General features: G+C 53.8%; 16 protein-coding genes. 5 read left to right on the top strand and 11 right to left on the bottom strand.

The window, feature by feature from the left end:
• Nucleotides 1-576: 576 nt before the first annotated feature.
• The 7 genes from ABTW62_RS11870 to sdhC all read right to left on the bottom strand — a co-directional run bounded on the left by ABTW62_RS11870 (nt 577) and on the right by sdhC (nt 8,731).
• Nucleotides 577-1,881 (bottom strand): replication-associated recombination protein A, encoded by a 1,305-nt coding sequence (locus ABTW62_RS11870; RefSeq protein ID WP_430904812.1) that lies wholly within the window; start codon nt 1,879-1,881, stop codon nt 577-579.
• A 34-nt stretch (nt 1,882-1,915) separates the two neighbouring features.
• Nucleotides 1,916-2,539: an outer membrane lipoprotein chaperone LolA gene (lolA, locus tag ABTW62_RS11875; protein ID WP_430904797.1), complete on the bottom strand. Its 624-nt coding sequence runs from the start codon at nt 2,537-2,539 to the stop codon at nt 1,916-1,918.
• 58 nt (nt 2,540-2,597) lie between these two features.
• Nucleotides 2,598-4,904 (bottom strand): DNA translocase FtsK, encoded by a 2,307-nt coding sequence (locus ABTW62_RS11880; RefSeq protein WP_430904798.1) that lies wholly within the window; start codon nt 4,902-4,904, stop codon nt 2,598-2,600.
• 244 nt (nt 4,905-5,148) lie between these two features.
• Entirely contained in the window at nt 5,149-6,129 is a 981-nt protein-coding gene (locus ABTW62_RS11885; RefSeq protein ID WP_430904799.1) for an ankyrin repeat domain-containing protein, read from the bottom strand.
• A 97-nt stretch (nt 6,130-6,226) separates the two neighbouring features.
• Entirely contained in the window at nt 6,227-7,990 is a 1,764-nt protein-coding gene (gene sdhA / locus ABTW62_RS11890; protein ID WP_430904801.1) for a succinate dehydrogenase flavoprotein subunit, read from the bottom strand.
• Nucleotide 7,991: 1 nt separating this feature from the next.
• Nucleotides 7,992-8,345 (bottom strand): succinate dehydrogenase, hydrophobic membrane anchor protein, encoded by a 354-nt coding sequence (sdhD, locus tag ABTW62_RS11895; protein ID WP_430904802.1) that lies wholly within the window; start codon nt 8,343-8,345, stop codon nt 7,992-7,994.
• Nucleotides 8,339-8,731, bottom strand: a complete 393-nt coding sequence (gene sdhC, locus ABTW62_RS11900) for a succinate dehydrogenase, cytochrome b556 subunit (RefSeq protein ID WP_430904803.1) — start codon at nt 8,729-8,731, stop codon at nt 8,339-8,341. Before sdhC ends, sdhD begins: the two co-directional genes overlap by 7 nt.
• A 161-nt stretch (nt 8,732-8,892) precedes the next feature.
• On the opposite strand from sdhC, the gene ABTW62_RS11905 reads away from it, so the two are divergent.
• From ABTW62_RS11905 to ABTW62_RS11920, 4 genes are all read left to right on the top strand, one after another.
• Entirely contained in the window at nt 8,893-10,587 is a 1,695-nt protein-coding gene (locus tag ABTW62_RS11905) for a CTP synthase (RefSeq protein ID WP_430904804.1), read from the top strand.
• Between the two features lie 91 nt (nt 10,588-10,678).
• Nucleotides 10,679-11,965: a phosphopyruvate hydratase gene (eno, locus tag ABTW62_RS11910; RefSeq protein WP_430904805.1), complete on the top strand. Its 1,287-nt coding sequence runs from the start codon at nt 10,679-10,681 to the stop codon at nt 11,963-11,965.
• Nucleotides 11,962-12,246 carry a cell division protein FtsB gene (gene ftsB, locus ABTW62_RS11915; RefSeq protein ID WP_430904806.1) on the top strand — a complete coding sequence of 95 codons (285 nt, stop codon included), beginning with the start codon at nt 11,962-11,964 and terminating at the stop codon, nt 12,244-12,246. Before eno ends, ftsB begins: the two co-directional genes overlap by 4 nt.
• Nucleotides 12,247-12,308: 62 nt before the next feature.
• Nucleotides 12,309-12,551, top strand: coding sequence for a PP0621 family protein (locus ABTW62_RS11920; RefSeq protein WP_430904807.1), 243 nt, complete (start codon nt 12,309-12,311; stop codon nt 12,549-12,551).
• Nucleotides 12,552-12,572: 21 nt separating this feature from the next.
• On the opposite strand, the gene ABTW62_RS11925 is transcribed toward ABTW62_RS11920, so the two are convergent.
• The 4 genes from ABTW62_RS11925 to trxA all read right to left on the bottom strand — a co-directional run bounded on the left by ABTW62_RS11925 (nt 12,573) and on the right by trxA (nt 16,094).
• Complete coding sequence (locus tag ABTW62_RS11925) at nt 12,573-13,859, bottom strand: dicarboxylate/amino acid:cation symporter (protein WP_430904808.1); 1,287 nt, start codon at nt 13,857-13,859, stop codon at nt 12,573-12,575.
• Between the two features lie 154 nt (nt 13,860-14,013).
• Entirely contained in the window at nt 14,014-14,238 is a 225-nt protein-coding gene (gene rpmE, locus ABTW62_RS11930; RefSeq protein WP_430904809.1) for a 50S ribosomal protein L31, read from the bottom strand.
• 129 nt (nt 14,239-14,367) lie between these two features.
• On the bottom strand, nt 14,368-15,627 hold the full coding sequence (rho, locus tag ABTW62_RS11935; RefSeq protein WP_430904810.1) for a transcription termination factor Rho: 1,260 nt from the start codon (nt 15,625-15,627) through the stop codon (nt 14,368-14,370).
• Nucleotides 15,628-15,767: 140 nt separating this feature from the next.
• Nucleotides 15,768-16,094: a thioredoxin TrxA gene (gene trxA / locus ABTW62_RS11940; protein ID WP_090414991.1), complete on the bottom strand. Its 327-nt coding sequence runs from the start codon at nt 16,092-16,094 to the stop codon at nt 15,768-15,770.
• A 425-nt stretch (nt 16,095-16,519) separates the two neighbouring features.
• Here trxA and mltB point away from each other — a divergent pair, with 425 nt between their 5' ends.
• Complete coding sequence (gene mltB, locus ABTW62_RS11945; protein WP_430904811.1) at nt 16,520-17,491, top strand: lytic murein transglycosylase B; 972 nt, start codon at nt 16,520-16,522, stop codon at nt 17,489-17,491.
• Nucleotides 17,492-17,518: the final 27 nt, after the last annotated feature.

Consider the following 17,518-nt stretch of genomic DNA (forward strand, 5'->3'; position numbering starts at 1 on the left):
CGATTACAACCTCGACTTTCAACTGCCAGCGAGGAAAATTGGCTCATTATTCAGAGGTTCCTCAAATTAAAAGACCAAGAATTGCAAAGTTCAAAGGAACCACTGTGCTGACAAAGGCTGCTAAGCCTTCTGCCAGACAGTAATATCGTGCAATATATCCCAGAACCCTGGGTGGGCTCGTCGTATACCCCAGTTCAGCACAATTTCCTCGAAAAGCCCTGCGCCATCAGCGCGGCTTAGAAGTTTTGTCTGGAAATTGAGCATTCTGGATTAATGTAGCGTCTTTTTGCCATTAGTAGACAATATCATGATCAACAAAAAGGCAGGAGAAACCTTATTCGAGCAATCTGAGCAACACTGTTAGTCAAAGTAATTGTGTGTGCCGCAGCGCGCGGATTGAAAGACTGGAGTCTGCGTTCCAAACCGACGCGAGCCTGATTCAGGCGTTTTGGTAGTACTGCGGGAACTCGGGAACGATCAGAGTCGCTTGGTTTGAGGGTTGTTCGGTGCATAAAATGCACCCCACGCGTTTTAGTCTGAACAAAGTGGCATACCCGCACCATTACACGAGGCGCATCAGTCCTTTCTCTTGGCCACGCCATCAGGTGAGGCCCGCTTGGCTGCTTTTGCATCCAGTTCGCGCAAATGTGCGAGTTTCTCGGCTATTTTGGCCTCCAGTCCATGTGAGGTCGGCTGGTAGAACCGGGTCTCGGGCAAGCCTTCGGGCAAATAATTCTCGCCTGCTGCATAGGCGCCGGGTTCATCATGGGCATAGCGATAGGCTTTACCATAGCCCATTTCCTTCATGAGCCGGGTCGGTGCGTTGCGCAAGTGAACGGGAACGGCACGGGAAGCATCCTGCGCGATGTATGCACGGGCTTTTTTATAGGCGAGATAGGCCGCATTGCTTTTGGGCGCGCAGGCTAGATAAAGCGCTGCCTGGGCGAGTGCGAGTTCGCCTTCCGGACTGCCGAGCCGCTCAAAGGTCTCACAGGCATCCAGCGCCAGGGGCAGCGCGCGCGGATCGGCCAGGCCGATATCCTCCACGGCGGTACGAATCAGCCGTCTGCCGATGTAACGCGGATCGGCGCCGCCGTCGAGCATACGGCACAACCAGTAAAGTGCAGCATCGGGCGAAGAGCCGCGGATGGACTTATGCAAGGCTGATATCTGGTCATAGAAGGCATCGCCGCCTTTGTCAAATTTGCGTGCATTGCGTGACAGGATCTTACGCAGGTAATCGCCATCGATAGCCGCGATTTTTTCGGTTTCAGCGGCATGCTGGGTTTGTTCCAGCAAGTTCAGCAAGCGGCGCGCATCGCCGTCGGCAAATGCAATCAGCAGATCAATCGCTTCCTGGGTGAATTCCAAATCTGGCAAGGCGGTGGCACGGGCCCGCTCGAACAGTTGCGCCAATTCTGCTTCGGACAGTGCCGTCAAGGCATAAACCTGCGCGCGTGACAGCAGGGCGCTGTTGACTTCAAACGAAGGATTTTCGGTAGTGGCGCCGATGAAGGTGATCAACCCTTGCTCGACATAAGGCAGAAATGCATCCTGCTGCGCTTTGTTGAAACGATGCACTTCATCCACGAACAATATCGTCGGGCGGCCAGTGCGCTGCAGCACGGCCTGGGCGCGTTCGATGGCTTCGCGGATGTCCTTTACCCCGGACAGCACGGCGGAAATGGCGATAAATTCGGCATCGAAGGCATGCGCCATGAGTCTCGCCAGGGTTGTTTTGCCACTCCCCGGCGGCCCCCACAGGATCATCGAATGTGGTTTTCCCGACTCAAAAGCGAGCTGCAGCGGCTTGCCGGGGCCAAGCAAATGCGGCTGACCGATCACCTCCGCCAGTGTGTGGGGGCGCAGCCGCTCCGCCATGGGCGCGAGCGGGCTGTTGTGGTGCTCAGGAAATTCAGTCACTGATGACGTCTGCGCCCGGCGGCGGCGTAAATTGAAACAAATCGGGGGCCAGCACAGGATTGTGCTCTGCTTGGGAAAATATCAGCCAGGTAACCTGGCCAAAGCTGTCGCGCAGCACCATTTCGCGCAGCATGCCGGCGGGCGAGAATCCCAGCCGGATCAACTCAAACGCACTTTCCCGGCTTTTGGGAACGGCTTCCAGCCATTCAAGCGGCCCTTCCGGCGTATCGATTTCCAGCAAATCAAAATCGCGCTCAATCGCATTGTGCCCGGCCAGCAATGCAGCCGGTGTGCTCCCCAGGGCGAGATCGAGCTGACGCACTGTGACCTGTTCGAGATCCTGATCATAGAACCATACCCGCTCGCCATCGCCAACAATCAATTGCTGGTGGGGCTGCTCATAAGCCCAGCGAAACTTGCCGGGCCGCTCGAACATCATGCTGCCACTGGCTTTCTGAATCACCCGCAGATTGCGATCGAGCACAGTCTGGGAAAAGTCAGCACGAAAGGTCTGCACCTGCTCGACGAAAGCCTTGAGACTGCCGATTGCGGCCGCCTGCGCCTGCGGCACCCAGAGACAAGCCAGCAATCCCAGCGTAAAAATAAAACGGAACATAACGATTGGACCTATTGAGATAAATGAAAAACAGTGTACCGCATTGCCGGGGGACTGTTCATTCATCCCGCTTGGGGGCCAACACTTCCCGGTTGCCATTGCTTTGCATGCTGGAAACCAATCCGGCGCGCTCCATCTCTTCGATCAAGCGAGCAGCCCGGTTGTAGCCAATGCGCAGCTGCCGCTGCACCAGCGAAATCGAGGCGCGGCGCGACTTGACCACGATGCTGACCGCTTCGTCGTAGAGCGGATCGGACTCGCCCCCGCCCGACTTGCCGTTTTCACCTGCACCGTTGTCGCCAGCGAGCCCATCCTCATCGCCCGCCTGGAGAATTTCCTCGACGTAACGTGCCTCACCATGCTCTTTGAGATACTCCACGACTTTATGCACTTCATGATCGGCCACAAACGCGCCATGGACACGCTGCGGATAGCCGCTGCCTGGGGGCAGGTAGAGCATATCCCCCTGCCCCAACAAGGCTTCCGCACCCATTTGATCAAGGATGGTGCGTGAATCGATCTTGCTGGAAACCTGGAATGCGATCCGGGTCGGAATATTGGCCTTGATCAGGCCGGTGATGACATCGACCGACGGCCGCTGAGTAGCCAGCAGCAGATGGATGCCTGCGGCACGCGCCTTTTGCGCCAGCCGCGCAATCAGTTTCTCAACTTTCTTGCCGACGATCATCATCAGGTCGGCAAGCTCGTCGATCACCACCACGATCAATGGGATTTCCTCCAGCAATTCGGGCGAATCAGGCGTGGTGCTGAGCGGATTGGTCAGAGGCTCCTCTTTTTTGATGGCCTCACGCACTTTCTGGTTGTAACCGGCCAGATTGCGCACACCCAGTGCCGACATCAGTTTGTAGCGCCGCTCCATTTCAGCCACGCACCAGTTGAGGGCGCTGGCTGCATCGCGCATATCCGTGACGACCGAAGTCAGCAAATGTGGAATGCCTTCATAGACAGACAATTCCAGCATTTTGGGATCAATCAGGATCAGGCGGACCGTTTCTGGAGGCGCCTTGTAGACCAGGCTCAGAATCACGGCATTGATCGCCACCGATTTACCGGAGCCGGTCGTGCCAGCCACCAGCGCATGCGGCATTTTGGCGAGATCCGAGACAATCGGCCGGCCGCTGATATCCTTGCCGAGCGCTATCGTCAGAGGAGAGGCATGGTCGGCATAAACCTTGGATGCCAGGATTTCATGCAAACGCACCACTTGCCGTTTCGGGTTGGGGATTTCCAGCCCCATCGTGGTCTTGCCCGGAATCGTCTCCACGACGCGAATGCTGGCCACAGTCAGCGCACGCGCCAGATCCCTGACCAAGTTCACGATTTGGTTGCCCTTGACCCCGACTGCCGGCTCGATTTCATAGCGCGTGATCACCGGTCCCGGATAAGCCGCCACAACCTTCACTTCCACGCCGAACTCCAGCAGTTTGCGTTCGATCAGGCGCGAAGTGAACTCAAGTGTGTCACTCGACAGCACTTCCACGTTCTTGTCCGGCTCGTCCAGCAAATAAAGCGGCGGCAGGGGCGAATCCACAACATCGGAAAACAGGGGAATATGCTTTTCCTTGCTGACGCGCGGGGATTTTTGAATCGCCGTCTCCGGCATTTCGATATGCAGCGGGGTTTGCGGCAAAAGCTGTTTTTTGATTTCCTCGACATGCACTTCCCGCTGCTGAGTCGAAGCCATACCGGCCCGCCCGTCCTGCCAGACCACCCACTTATCCTTCAGAGCGAGACATGCCGTTTCGATAGCAGTCCCGATTTTTTCAGACAGACGCACCCATGACAGTCCCGAGAACAGGCTCAATCCGATCGCAAGCAGGATCACCAGGCCAAGTGTCGTGCCGGTGAACCCGAGCACCAATGACAGCTGCTTGCTGAGCACTTCACCCAATATGCCGCCTGGCGCGAGCGGCAACGGTGCTTTGAGGGTATGAAAACGCAGCGACTCGATACCGCTGCTGGCGACCAGCAACGTTACAAATCCTGTGAAAGACACCAGCAGCGCACGTGGGTCAAATACACTGGCGATATCGATGCGGCGATAACTCCACCACACAGCCGCCAGAAAAAAGACCACCCACCACCAGGCTGAAACACCAAACAAGTAAAGCAGCAAATCGGATAGCCAGGCGCCCGCGCTCCCGCCGGCATTACCGACTTGCTGACTCGCTGCGCTGCGCGACCACCCTGGATCGGTATGATCGAAACTGATTAAAATCAAGGCCAGATAAAGTGCGATCCCGCCCAGAATCAACGAGACCGCCTCGCGCAGCAACCGGCTGATTCTGGGCGGCAAGGGATTGCTGGCGGATTTCTTCGCCATGGACTTGTTGGCAACACTCATGCAAAATTTGTCTAATTGGTATCAGGTTAAGAAGAAAGCACGAACGATACTGCCCACATGGTTGACTGAAATATGGACAAATCGAGCGTCTGCGCATAAATCCATTGAAGAAACCAATAGCAACGTTGACCGGACAGACGCTCCCGCCCGCCCCTTCGATGATCGCCTGCTGCATGATGCCGGACATCTGTTGTCCACCACCGGCCGGAAGGAACGATTCCTTACCGGCTCAGGTCAACGGCAGTTATGGATTTCCAGCGGCTTTGAGCAGCTCGATGATGGCTGGATCTTTGGCAATATCAAGCGCGGTCTTGTCGCTGGCGCTCTTGATGGCGATATCTGCTCCCCGCGCCAACAGCAACTCGACTGTCTCGACATGCTCGTGCAATGCTGCCCACATCAATGCTGTCACACCATCCTGGTTCTGCATATCGATATGGGCCCCCTTGTCAAGCAGCAGCTTGATGATTTCAAGATGGCCATTCTGCGCAGCCAGAATCAGCGCGGTGAAATCGTTGGTCGCTTTCAGATCGGGCTGGGCATCATGCGCCAGCAATATCTCGACTACGGGCAAATGGCCGGAGAGCGCGGCCAGAATCAACGCGGAAGCGCCATTGGCATCCTGCAGATCAGGCTTTGCGCCTTTGGCCAGCAGGGCCTCGACAATCTCAAGATGACCGTTCTGCGCCGCCAGATGCAAGGCCGTGACCTGATTCCCACTTTGCAGATCGGGCTGGGCATTTTGCTTTAACAGCGCCGTGACAATTTCGGCATGACCCTTGACGGCGGCCAGCATCAGGGGTGTCAGGCCATTCTTGTCCTGCAGGTTGGGGTCAGCGCCTTTAGCCAGCAAGGTATCGACGATTGCGCCATGACCATTCTTGGTGGCCAGCAGCAAAGGTGTGCCGCCCTGAATATTGGCCAGGTCAACCGTGGCCTCACGTGCCAACAGCAATTTGACCACATCGGTATGGCCATTCTGCGCGGCAACTGCCAGGGCAGTGAATCCATCCGGGTTCTGTAAGTCAATTTTGACTTGCTCATCCAGCAGTTTTTCCACCACTGCCGCATCGCCTGTCAAGGCAGCCTTGAGAAAATCAATCTCGCTATCCGCATCCGCAAACGCCAACGAAGCGAGAACGGAAAACCACACCAGCGCACTGACCAGACACAGCCGTTTCAATCGGGTAAAAAATACAGGTGACATGCGTTCTAAAGGTTTCATGATTTGGAATTACCTCTTTCTATTGAGCGATTGGGGTTTGCAGGCATTGATTGCTGGGCAAACCCGTAAGGGTACATAATTTTAAGCGCTATTTCACTCAATATGTTCTCGCCTTGGGCGGGAAAGATTCCACGGATATCGGTTTCAGCCGCACGGGCTTGTAATCCAGCCGTTGATCCTGACTAAAATACAGAGAGTGTTTCAGCCATTTACGATCATCCCGCTCGGGAAAATCCTCGCGCGCATGGGCGCCGCGGCTTTCTAGGCGCGCCTCGGCTGAAACCATGGTGGCTATGGCCACCTCGATCAAGTTGTCGAGCTCCAACGCTTCGATTCTGGCCGTGTTGAATACCCGGCTTTTGTCACGGATTTCGGTTTGCCTGACACGCGCAGCGACTTCGTTGATCTTTTCCACCCCCTGCCTGAGCACATCCGGAAAACGGAAGACACCGCAATAGTTCTGCATGGTCTTGCGCAATGCTGCCCCTGTTTCCGCCACATCCTCACCATCCTTCTGAGTTTCCAGGCGCGTCAGTCTGGCGAGCGTCTGCTCCGCTGCATCCAGCGGCAAGGGCTTGTGGTGGTTGTTTTTGTTCAGATCCTCGATGATTTGATTGCCTGCCGCACGCCCGAACACCACGATATCGAGCAGAGAATTGGTCCCTAGACGGTTTGCGCCATGCACCGAAACACAGGCGCATTCACCCACGGCATACAGACCCGGCACCACCTCTTCGGGTCCGGTCTTGTAAGGCGCGACCACCTGGCCATAATAATTGGTAGGAATGCCGCCCATCATGTAATGTGCGGTAGGCACGACCGGAATGGGTTCTTGGATCGGATCGACATGCGCAAATTTCATCGCGATCTCACGTATGCCGGGCAGGCGCGATTTGATCACATCCGCCCCCAAATGATCCAGTTTCAGCAGCATATGGTCGCCGTCCGGGCCGCAGCCACGCCCCTGCCTGATTTCAGTCGTCAACGCACGCGAGACGACATCACGGCTGGCGAGATCCTTGGCGTTCGGCGCATAGCGCTCCATGAAACGCTCGCCTGCCGCATTCAGCAAGTATCCGCCCTCTCCCCGCACCGCTTCACTGATCAGCACACCTGCGCCGTAAACACCGGTTGGATGAAATTGCCAGAACTCCATGTCCTCCAACGGAATGCCCGAGCGTGCCACCATCCCCAAGCCATCGCCGGTATTGATAAAGGCATTGGTGCTCGCCTCGAAAATCTGCCCGGCACCGCCTGTCGCCAGCAGAGTGGCCCGTGCCTGCAAGATCATGACTGCGCCTGTTTCCATTTCCAGAGCAGTGACCCCCAGCACTTCGCCCTGCTGATCGCGGATCAGATCCAGCCCCAGCCACTCCACAAAGAATTGGGTATTGACACTGACATTGCGCTGGTACAGGGTGTGCAGCATGGCATGGCCGGTCCGGTCGGCCACCGCACAGGAGCGGGCAGCCTGCGCGCCGCCAAAATGCTGCGATTGCCCGCCGAACGGACGCTGATAAATTTTGCCATTCTCGAGCCGGTCGAACGGCATCCCAAAATGCTCCAGTTCGTAGACCACGCCCGGCGCCTGGCGGCACATGAATTCGATCGCATCCTGATCGCCGAGGTAATCGGAGCCCTTGACCGTATCGTACATATGCCAGTGCCAGTTATCTTCGGTCACGTTACCCAGCGAAGCGGCAATCCCCCCCTGGGCGGCCACTGTATGTGACCGAGTTGGAAATACTTTGGATAAAACGGCAACCTTGAGTCCTGCTTCGGACAGCTGCAAGGCGGCGCGCATGCCGGCGCCTCCCGCGCCGACGATGACTACATCAAATTTTCTTTTGGTAACGTCCAAGTCAACTCCACAAAATCACTACAAACCATACGAGATAAGTAAACAATGCCACAATGCAGGCTATCTGCAGCGTCAAACGAATCGCGATGGGATGGACATAATCCATTAATACGTTGCGCACCCCCACCCAGGCATGCCAGCACAGGCTGGCAAAAAATACGAAAGACGCGATTTTCATCCACTGACCGGCAAAGAGCGACCTGAAGGCCTCATAATCAGCAGGCTGATGAAAAATGACGAGCATCACCAGCCATCCGGTATAAAGCCCCATCAGCACTGCCGTGACGCGTTGCACAAGCCAGTCGCGCAAGCCGTAGTGTGCGCCGGTGACGACCCGTTTTGCCGGTCTTACCATAACCAAATCCCGATCAATACTGTTAAAATAAGCCCCGCGGCCAGAACCAGTTTGCTGTTCAAGCGCGCGGACTGCAGTTGCAGACCGCAGTCCAGGTCAAGCGCCAAATGACGAATGCCCGCGCACAGATGATGCAGAAAAAACCATGATGCCAGGATCAAAAAAAATTTACCCAGCGGGTGCGCGAGATTCGATTGCAAATCAGCAAACGACTCCGGCGACTGCAATGCCATTTGCAAGCCATACAGCATAAGTGGAATGCCGGGGAAGAACAGCAGCACACCACTGATACGGTGCAAAATGGAGACGATAGCGGGAAGAGGCTGCTTGATTTGCAGCAAATTCAAAAATTTTGGACGTTGCTTTTCTGGGAATTGTGCTTCCATAACATTCAACCAGGCTCGTTTTATCGGTGAAAAGACTGCGATGATTACCTAGTGTAATCTGTTCCCTGTGGGGATACAACTTTGCAGGGACCGAATAAACCCTTTTTAGACCTAATACACTTCATTGTTTAGACATATTAATTAAGCTAATATAATCTCCCATGACCAAATATGTCTTTGTGACAGGCGGCGTGGTTTCTTCCCTGGGCAAGGGCATAGCCGCAGCCTCACTGGCGGCACTGCTCGAAACCCGTGGCATCAAGGTAACCATGCTCAAACTGGATCCTTATATCAATGTCGATCCGGGCACCATGAATCCGTTCCAACACGGAGAAGTGTTTGTGACGGATGATGGCGCCGAAACCGATCTTGATCTCGGCCATTACGAGCGTTTCATCAGCACCAAAATGACCCGGCGCAACAATTTCACAACCGGGCAGATTTACGAAAGCGTGATTCGCAAGGAACGCCGCGGGGATTACCTGGGCGGCACGGTGCAGGTTATTCCACATATCACCGATGAAATCAAGCTGTTCATCCGCAATGGCGTCGGCGATGCGCAGGTTGCCATTGTGGAAATCGGCGGCACGGTTGGCGATATCGAATCCCTGCCTTTTCTGGAGGCCATCCGCCAGATGTCCGTGCAGCTGCCTCGCCAGGATACCTGTTTCATTCACTTGACGCTGCTGCCCTACATCAGCTCGGCGGGCGAACTGAAAACCAAACCGACCCAGCATTCGGTTAAGGAGCTGCGGGAAATCGGGATTCAACCCGATGTATTGCTATGCCGCTCCGATCGCCCGTTACCGCTCGAGGAACGCCGAAAAATCGCCTTGTTCACCAATGTGCGCGAAGAAGCGGTGATCACCGCCCTGGATGTCGACAGCATCTACAAGATTCCAGCGTTATTGCATGAACAAATGCTCGATGAAATTGTGTGCCACAAGCTGGACATCCTAGCCAAACCCGCCAAGCTCTCCGCCTGGAAAAAACTGGTTCACGCACTGGAACACCCCGAGCACCGGGTCTCGATTGCGCTCGTGGGCAAATATGTTGACCTGACCGAATCCTACAAATCGCTATCGGAAGCACTGATACATGCCGGCATTCATACACGCAGCAAGATAGATATATGCTATGTGGATTCCGAGGACATCGAACAGCATGGCACCGATTGCCTGGCTGACAAGGATGCGATTCTGGTGCCGGGGGGATTCGGTAAGCGCGGAGTGGAAGGCAAGATCATGGCGGTCCATTACGCCCGTACCCATCAGGTGCCTTACCTGGGCATCTGTCTGGGCATGCAATTGGCCGTTGTCGAATTCGCGCGCAATCAGCTGAAGCTGGAAAAAGCCCACAGCACGGAATTTGACCCGGACACCCCCTACCCGGTGCTGGGCCTGATCACCGAGTGGCGTGATCGCTGCGGACGTGTCGAACAGCGTTCCGCCAAAACCGATCTGGGTGGAACCATGCGCCTGGGTGGACAGGAATGCCTGCTGAAACCGAATACACTGGCCCACAAAATCTACAAGTCGGATAAGATCGTCGAGCGCCATCGTCATCGCTATGAAGTCAATGCCGAATTCATTCCGACACTGGAGCAAGGGGGATTGATCATCAGCGGATTATCTGCCCAAGACGACCTGTGCGAAATGATCGAACTGCCGCAGTCCGACCACCCCTGGTTTGTCGCCTGCCAGTTTCATCCTGAATTCACTTCAACGCCGCGCAATGGTCATCCCTTATTCAAAAGCTATATCAAGGCTGCCATCAATTTTGCCGCTAAATCCAATCGCCCGAAGCCTCAGGAATCCGATGAATCAAGAAATATTACCGTCGGCAGCGCGGATTGATTGAACCCAATCGCCTTGCCAGGCTGATACACACAGAAACACACAGAACCGCTTCACAGATCACACTAACGAACAACACAAGGAAGGTAGCATGAGTGCAATTGTAGATGTAATCGCCCGTGAAATTATTGATTCTCGCGGCAACCCGACGATAGAAGCCGATGTATTGCTCGAATCTGGCGTACTGGGACGCGCCTCGGTCCCTTCCGGCGCCTCTGTTGGCACACGCGAGGCCGTTGAGCTGCGCGATGGCGATAACCAGCGTTATCACGGCAAAGGTGTATTGAAGGCGGTTGAAAGCGTCAATACCGACATTGCCGAAACGATCATGGGCCTGGATGCTGTGGAACAATGTTTTATCGACAAAACGCTGATCGAGCTCGATGGCACCGAGAACAAATCCAGACTGGGCGCCAATGCGATCCTGGCTGTTTCAATGGCGGTAGCCAGGGCCGCCGCCGAGGAATCCAGCCTGCCGCTGTATCGATACCTGGGAGGCGTCAATGCGAAATGGCTGCCAGTACCCATGATGAATTTGATCAACGGTGGCGCACATGCCAATAACAGTCTGGATATGCAGGAATTCATGATCATTCCGCTCGGCATGCAAAGCATGCGGGAAGCGGTCCGCTGCGGGGCGGAAATATTCAGCACACTGAGAACGCTGCTCCACAAGAAAAATATCCCGACTACTGTTGGCGATGAAGGCGGCTTTGCTCCCAACTTTGCCCATCACGAAGAAGCGCTCAGCCTGATCGTCCAGGCCATTGACGAAGCGGGATATTTACCCGGCTCGGATGTTGCCATTGGGATCGATTGCGCCAGCTCGGAGTTTTACCGGGACGGCAAGTACCATCTGGCATCGGAAGGGCTCAGCTTGACTGCAGCACAGTTTGTCGATTATCTGGCGACCTGGGTGGATAAATACCCCATCATCAGCATCGAAGATGGCATGAGCGAGCAGGATTGGGCAGGCTGGAAGCTGTTGACCGACCGGCTGGGCAAAACCGTACAGCTCGTAGGGGACGACATTTTCGTGACCAACACCAAAATATTGAGAGAAGGTATCGACCAGGGCGCGGCCAACTCCATCCTGATTAAGGTCAACCAGATCGGCACGTTGACAGAAACATTCAACGCCATCGAAACAGCAAAATGCGCAGGTTATACGGCGGTGATATCGCATCGCTCCGGCGAGACCGAAGACACCACTATCGCCGACATTGCAGTGGCAACCAATACCCTGCAAATCAAAACCGGCTCACTCTCCCGTTCCGACCGGCTGGCCAAATACAACCAGCTGCTGCGTATTGAGGAAGACCTTGGCGATATCGCACAATACGCCGGGAGATCCGCGTTTTATCAATTGAAACCATGAAAATGGTGGCCATTTTGCTCACCACGATGATCGTGTTGGCACAATTTCCTTTGTGGACCGGCAAGGGTGGTTGGCTGCAGGTAATGGAAATGAACAGGCAAGTTTCCGCGTTACAAGCAGACAACCAGAAACTGCAAACCAGAAACACCGTGCTGGAAGCGGAAGTCAACAATCTCAAGAAAGGGCTGGATGCCATTGAGGAACTCGCCCGCAGCGAGCTCGGCATGATACGCAAGGACGAAAAGTTTTTTCATGTGGTGGAATACGAGCACAAACATTAGCCCGTGGACCACCACGCCCCGGGCCTTCCCAGGCCCATCAGGACAAGGGTAGCGAACCGGCCATGATAAGCAAGTGGATGCTGTTAATCGCGTTGATTTTTGTGGTCTTCTGGCTGGTCAAACGATTCCAGCGCGCGGCAAGACAACCGCCCAGGAGCGAGCAAAAAGTCATCGAGGACATGGTACGTTGTGCCTACTGCGATGTACATTTGCCGAAGAGTGAAAGCGTTACCGGACACGGCCAATATTTTTGCAGCGAGGCACATCATGCATTGTATGCGCGCGCGGCAGCCAAAGAAAAATAGGTCGCCCACCCGCTGCGCATGTCACGACTTGTGTGACGAGGCCAGAGCATCAGCAGCCTCTGAATTGGCGTCGTAAAAGGTAGGCAAGGAAAGCCCGTTCTCACTGCGTGCGACGATGGTTGCCACGACCGCATCACCCGTGACATTCACACCGGTCCTCAACATATCCAGCAAGCGGTCAACACCCATGATGAGTGCGATCCCCTCGATCGGCAGCCCCACCTGATTGAAAACCATGGCAAGCATGATCAGCCCCACTCCCGGCACACCTGCTGTGCCAATCGAAGCGACCACTGTCATGAGAATGATGGTCAGATAACCGCTCATACCCATCTCGACGCCATAGACATTGGCGATAAAAATCGTTGCAACCCCCTGCATGATGGCTGTGCCATCCATATTGATAGTCGCGCCAAAGGGAATGACGAATGAGGCAATCGAGTTCTCGACCCCGATACGCCTTTCAACCACATCGAGCGTGACCGGGATGGTTGCATTGGAACTTGCCGTACCAAAAGCGAAAATCTGAGCAGCCCGGATTTTGCGCAGAAACACCCATGGATTGACACGCCCCAGCAGCTTCAGCAGCAGCATGAGCACACCCAACGCATGGACCATCAATACCATGATCACGACACCGAAGTAACTGATCATCGGCAAGATCAACCCGGGGCCGTGTGAGGCAAAAGTTTTGGCCATCAGCGCAAATATACCGTAGGGCGCGGTCTGCATGACGAGCCTGACAACCTGCATCATCACCTCGTTCAGCTTGTCGAATATTTCCACCATCAGCCGGCCGCGTTCACCCAACATAACCAGGCCGGTTGCAAACAACACTGAAAAGAAAATGATTTGCAACATGTTACCGGTTGCAAACGCCTCCACCGGGTTATGCGGTACGATATCGATCAAGGTCTCGATCAGCGAATGGGGTACTGTTATCTCGACTTCCGCAGGCAGATGTGTTTCAAGATTGAAATCCTTGCCTGGCTCGAAGACCAGGGCCGTCCCGATGGCCAACGTAATCGCGAGCGCAGTTGTCAGAATGAACAACAAGAAAGCTTTAAAACCGATCCTGCCCAGTTTATGAATATCGCCAATCGCGCACACACCGCTGATCAGGGAAAAAGTGACCAATGGAACGACCAGCATTTTCAAGAGATTGATGAAAAGCGCACCGATCGCATGAAACAGGCCATTGACAAGGTATTCCTGAACAACGGCCGCTTCACCAAGGAAAAGATTGATCGCGCTGCCGAGCACAAACCCGGCAAGCATCCAGATCAATAATTTTGTCGTGAATTTCATGGTATGGGCAATCTCCCGGGCAGACTCAGCGCGTCATCTCCCGGGTTCGGACATACTTGCAGCGCGGTCAATGTATAAATGCAAACAGGCTGTTCCGGTCGGGAACAGCCTGTTTGCATTGCGTAATATATGAAACAGTAATGCCGTTATCAGGTCAGGAAGAGGCTTGTTTCTGGAAATGCTTGCCATACTTCTGATTGAATTTCTCCACCCTTCCTGCGGTATCCACAATCTTTTGCTTACCTGTGTAAAAAGGGTGGCAGGACGAGCATACTTCAATATGCAATGGCTTGTTGAGAGTCGATCTAGTCTTGAACTCGTTGCCACAACTGCATGTTACAGTTATTTCATGGTAATCTGGATGGATTCCTGCCTTCATTTTCTATCCTTATCAGAGCCGAGATTTTCTAAGCCCGTTATTATCACTTAATATACAAAGCACTGCAACTCAGTATTGACCCTGCCGGGGCAAAACGCTGAATTGAGGCCACCTGTCATGGCAATGCCATTACACACGCCGCATCGAATCAAAGAAATCGGCGTTGTTTTTGGTTGCCTTGATCTTATCCAGCAGGAAGGACATCGCGTCCATTTCATCCATGGGATAAAGCAGCTTGCGGAGAATCCAGATTTTCTGGAGCATCTCTTGCGGGATAAGCAATTCTTCCCGGCGCGTCCCGGAGCGATTCACATTGATTGCCGGATAAATCCGTTTTTCCGCCATACGCCGGTCAAGGTGGATTTCCATATTGCCCGTCCCCTTGAATTCCTCATAGATCACGTCATCCATACGCGAACCGGTATCCACCAGGGCAGTGGCGATAATTGTAAGCGAGCCCCCCTCTTCGATATTGCGGGCGGCACCGAAAAAGCGTTTCGGACGTTGCAATGCATTGGCATCTACCCCACCCGTCAGCACTTTTCCGGATGCAGGTACGACTGTGTTATAAGCACGCGCCAGGCGAGTAATCGAATCGAGCAGGATCACGACGTCTTTTTTGTGCTCAACCAGTCGCTTCGCCTTCTCGATGACCATATCCGCCACCTGTACATGACGAGTGGCCGATTCGTCAAAAGTGGAAGACACGACTTCGCCTTTGACGGAACGAATCATTTCCGTGACTTCTTCGGGACGCTCGTCGATCAGCAATACCATCAACACGACATCCGGATGATTGGCTGCGATAGAATGCGCGATATGCTGCAGCATGACGGTCTTACCGGATTTGGGGCTGGCAACCAGCAGGCCACGCTGTCCTTTACCGATCGGGGCAACCAAATCGATGACCCGGCCGGTTATGTTTTCTTCAGACTTGATGTCCCGCTCCAACGTCAAGCGTTCGGTCGGAAAAAGCGGTGTCAGGTTTTCGAATAATATTTTGCGCTTGGAATTCTCCGGCGGCTCATTGTTGACCCTGTCGATCTTCACCAACGCAAAATAACGCTCACCCTCCTTGGGAGGACGAATTTCACCATCAACGGAATCACCCGTATGCAGATTGAAGCGCCTGATCTGGCTCGGTGAAATATAAATATCATCCGGCCCGGCAAGGTACGAGGTATCGGGCGAACGCAAGAAACCAAACCCGTCTTGCAAAACTTCCAGGGTACCTTCTCCAAAGATGCTTTCACCTTTGCGCGCCTGGTTTTTCAGCAATGCAAAAACCAGATCCTGTTTTCGCATACGATTGGCACCGTCGATATCGTTGGCAATTGCCATTTTCACCAATTCAGAAACATGAATGCTTTTTAAATCGGATAAGCGCATAGAAAATACTCTTGGGAATCAGAATGTTAAGGAAGTGGGGAAATAGAAGGGGTGTGCGAGTGAAACAAGGGAAGCCGAATAGAAAACTGTTAACGATTTATCCGGCTTTAGACGGCACTTGCAAGCCTGAAGATTAATTTTTATAGATGACTGTCAATAAAAGCCGTCAATTGCGATTTTGACAATGCGCCAACCTTAGTGGCCTCGATATTTCCGTTCTTGAACAGCATCAATGTCGGAATACCGCGAATTCCGTACTTCGGAGGCGTTGCCTGATTCTCATCGATATTGAGTTTGGCCACTTTCAACCGGTCGCTGTATTCATTTGCAATTTCATCGAGGATAGGTGCAATCATTTTACATGGTCCACACCATTCCGCCCAATAATCAACAAGCACGGGAATGGAAGACTGTAATACCTCTGTTTCAAAAGTTGCATCCGTTACGTAGTGAACATGCTGGCTCATGAAATCCTCTTTAAATATTTGATGGTTCAAAAATGGATGCCACGTGACAGCCATCGCGGGCGGCACCAGGCAATTAAACCGAATAAAGTTGCTGAGTTAAAATGACGGTAGAAGGTACTGCAAGCTTACAACAGGATTATTGGTTGTATACTATAGAAAAACCGAACCGAAGGAAAGCTGGCCGTGGAAACGCAACACTCACTTTAAAGCACGCTTTGTTTTCCCATAGTCGGGCACATAAACCCGCTAGACGGGTGAATGACTGGTTTTCACACAAACGCGAACATTAAATCTAATTACCAGACATGTCAACCTCTTCCAAGCATTTTGTGATCAAACACTCTGGATATTTTTCTTGTATGAAACGATTCCTCTTGCTGCAGCACCCAACCAGCTACCATATAAGCGCATTACTTTGGGTTATGATGCTTATCGCAGGGACCACCCCCTGCAGCGCCACCCAGCCGGCATCCAGCTTGCGCCCGGAAATCGGTGATTTCATTACCGAGATGGCCAATCGCCATGATTTCAGCCGGAACGAACTTGAAACGGTATTCAGCCAGGTGCGTTTCCAGCCGAGTGTACTGAAACTGATCTCGGCGCCTGCCTCGGCCATATCCTGGAACGAATATCGTGGCCGGTTTGTCAATGCCCAGCGCATCAAGGGAGGAGTCGATTTCTGGAATACCCATGCCCAGGATCTGGCGCGGGCCAGTAAAATCTATGGTGTCCCCGAAGAAATCATTGTGGCGATTATCGGCATCGAAACGTCCTACGGTGCCACGACCGGCAACCATCGCGTCATCGATGCATTGACCACCCTGGCTTTTGACTTTCCCCGGCGGGCCGATTTCTTTCGGGAGGAGTTGGAGCACTATCTGCTGCTGGCGAAAGAGCAGGGGTTCGATCTGTTTGGCATCAAAGGCTCCTATGCGGGGGCCATCGGCGTACCCCAGTTCATGCCAGGCAGTTATCGGCGCTATGCGGTGGATTTTGATGGCGACGGACAGATCGATTTGGCCAACAATGCGGTCGATGCGATCGGCAGTGTTGCCAACTATCTCAAGGCATATGGATGGCGGCCCAACGAACCGATAGCCATCCGCGCGCGCGCAACCACTGAAGCACTGCAGGCGTTTCTGGACGCGGGCATAGAACCGTCCTATTCGGTCGCCCGCCTGCGCCAGGCGGGTATTATCCCGATAAATACCGCCCCCCCGGATGAATCCCTGGCCGCGCTGATAGAACTGAACGATCAAGGCAAGCGCCAGCTATGGCTGGGCTTCAAGAATTTTTATGTCATCACGCGCTACAACCGCAGCACCTTTTATGCCATGTCAGTATTCGAACTCGCCAGGGCGATCCATGCTGGGAAACATGCCGGCCGGAAACTTTAGCCTTCCGACCGACCCCGAATACCGCAG

Origin of the sequence: Nitrosomonas sp. ANs5, from assembly GCF_050584665.1 — a bacterium.
In the GTDB taxonomy this organism is placed as follows: domain Bacteria; phylum Pseudomonadota; class Gammaproteobacteria; order Burkholderiales; family Nitrosomonadaceae; genus Nitrosomonas.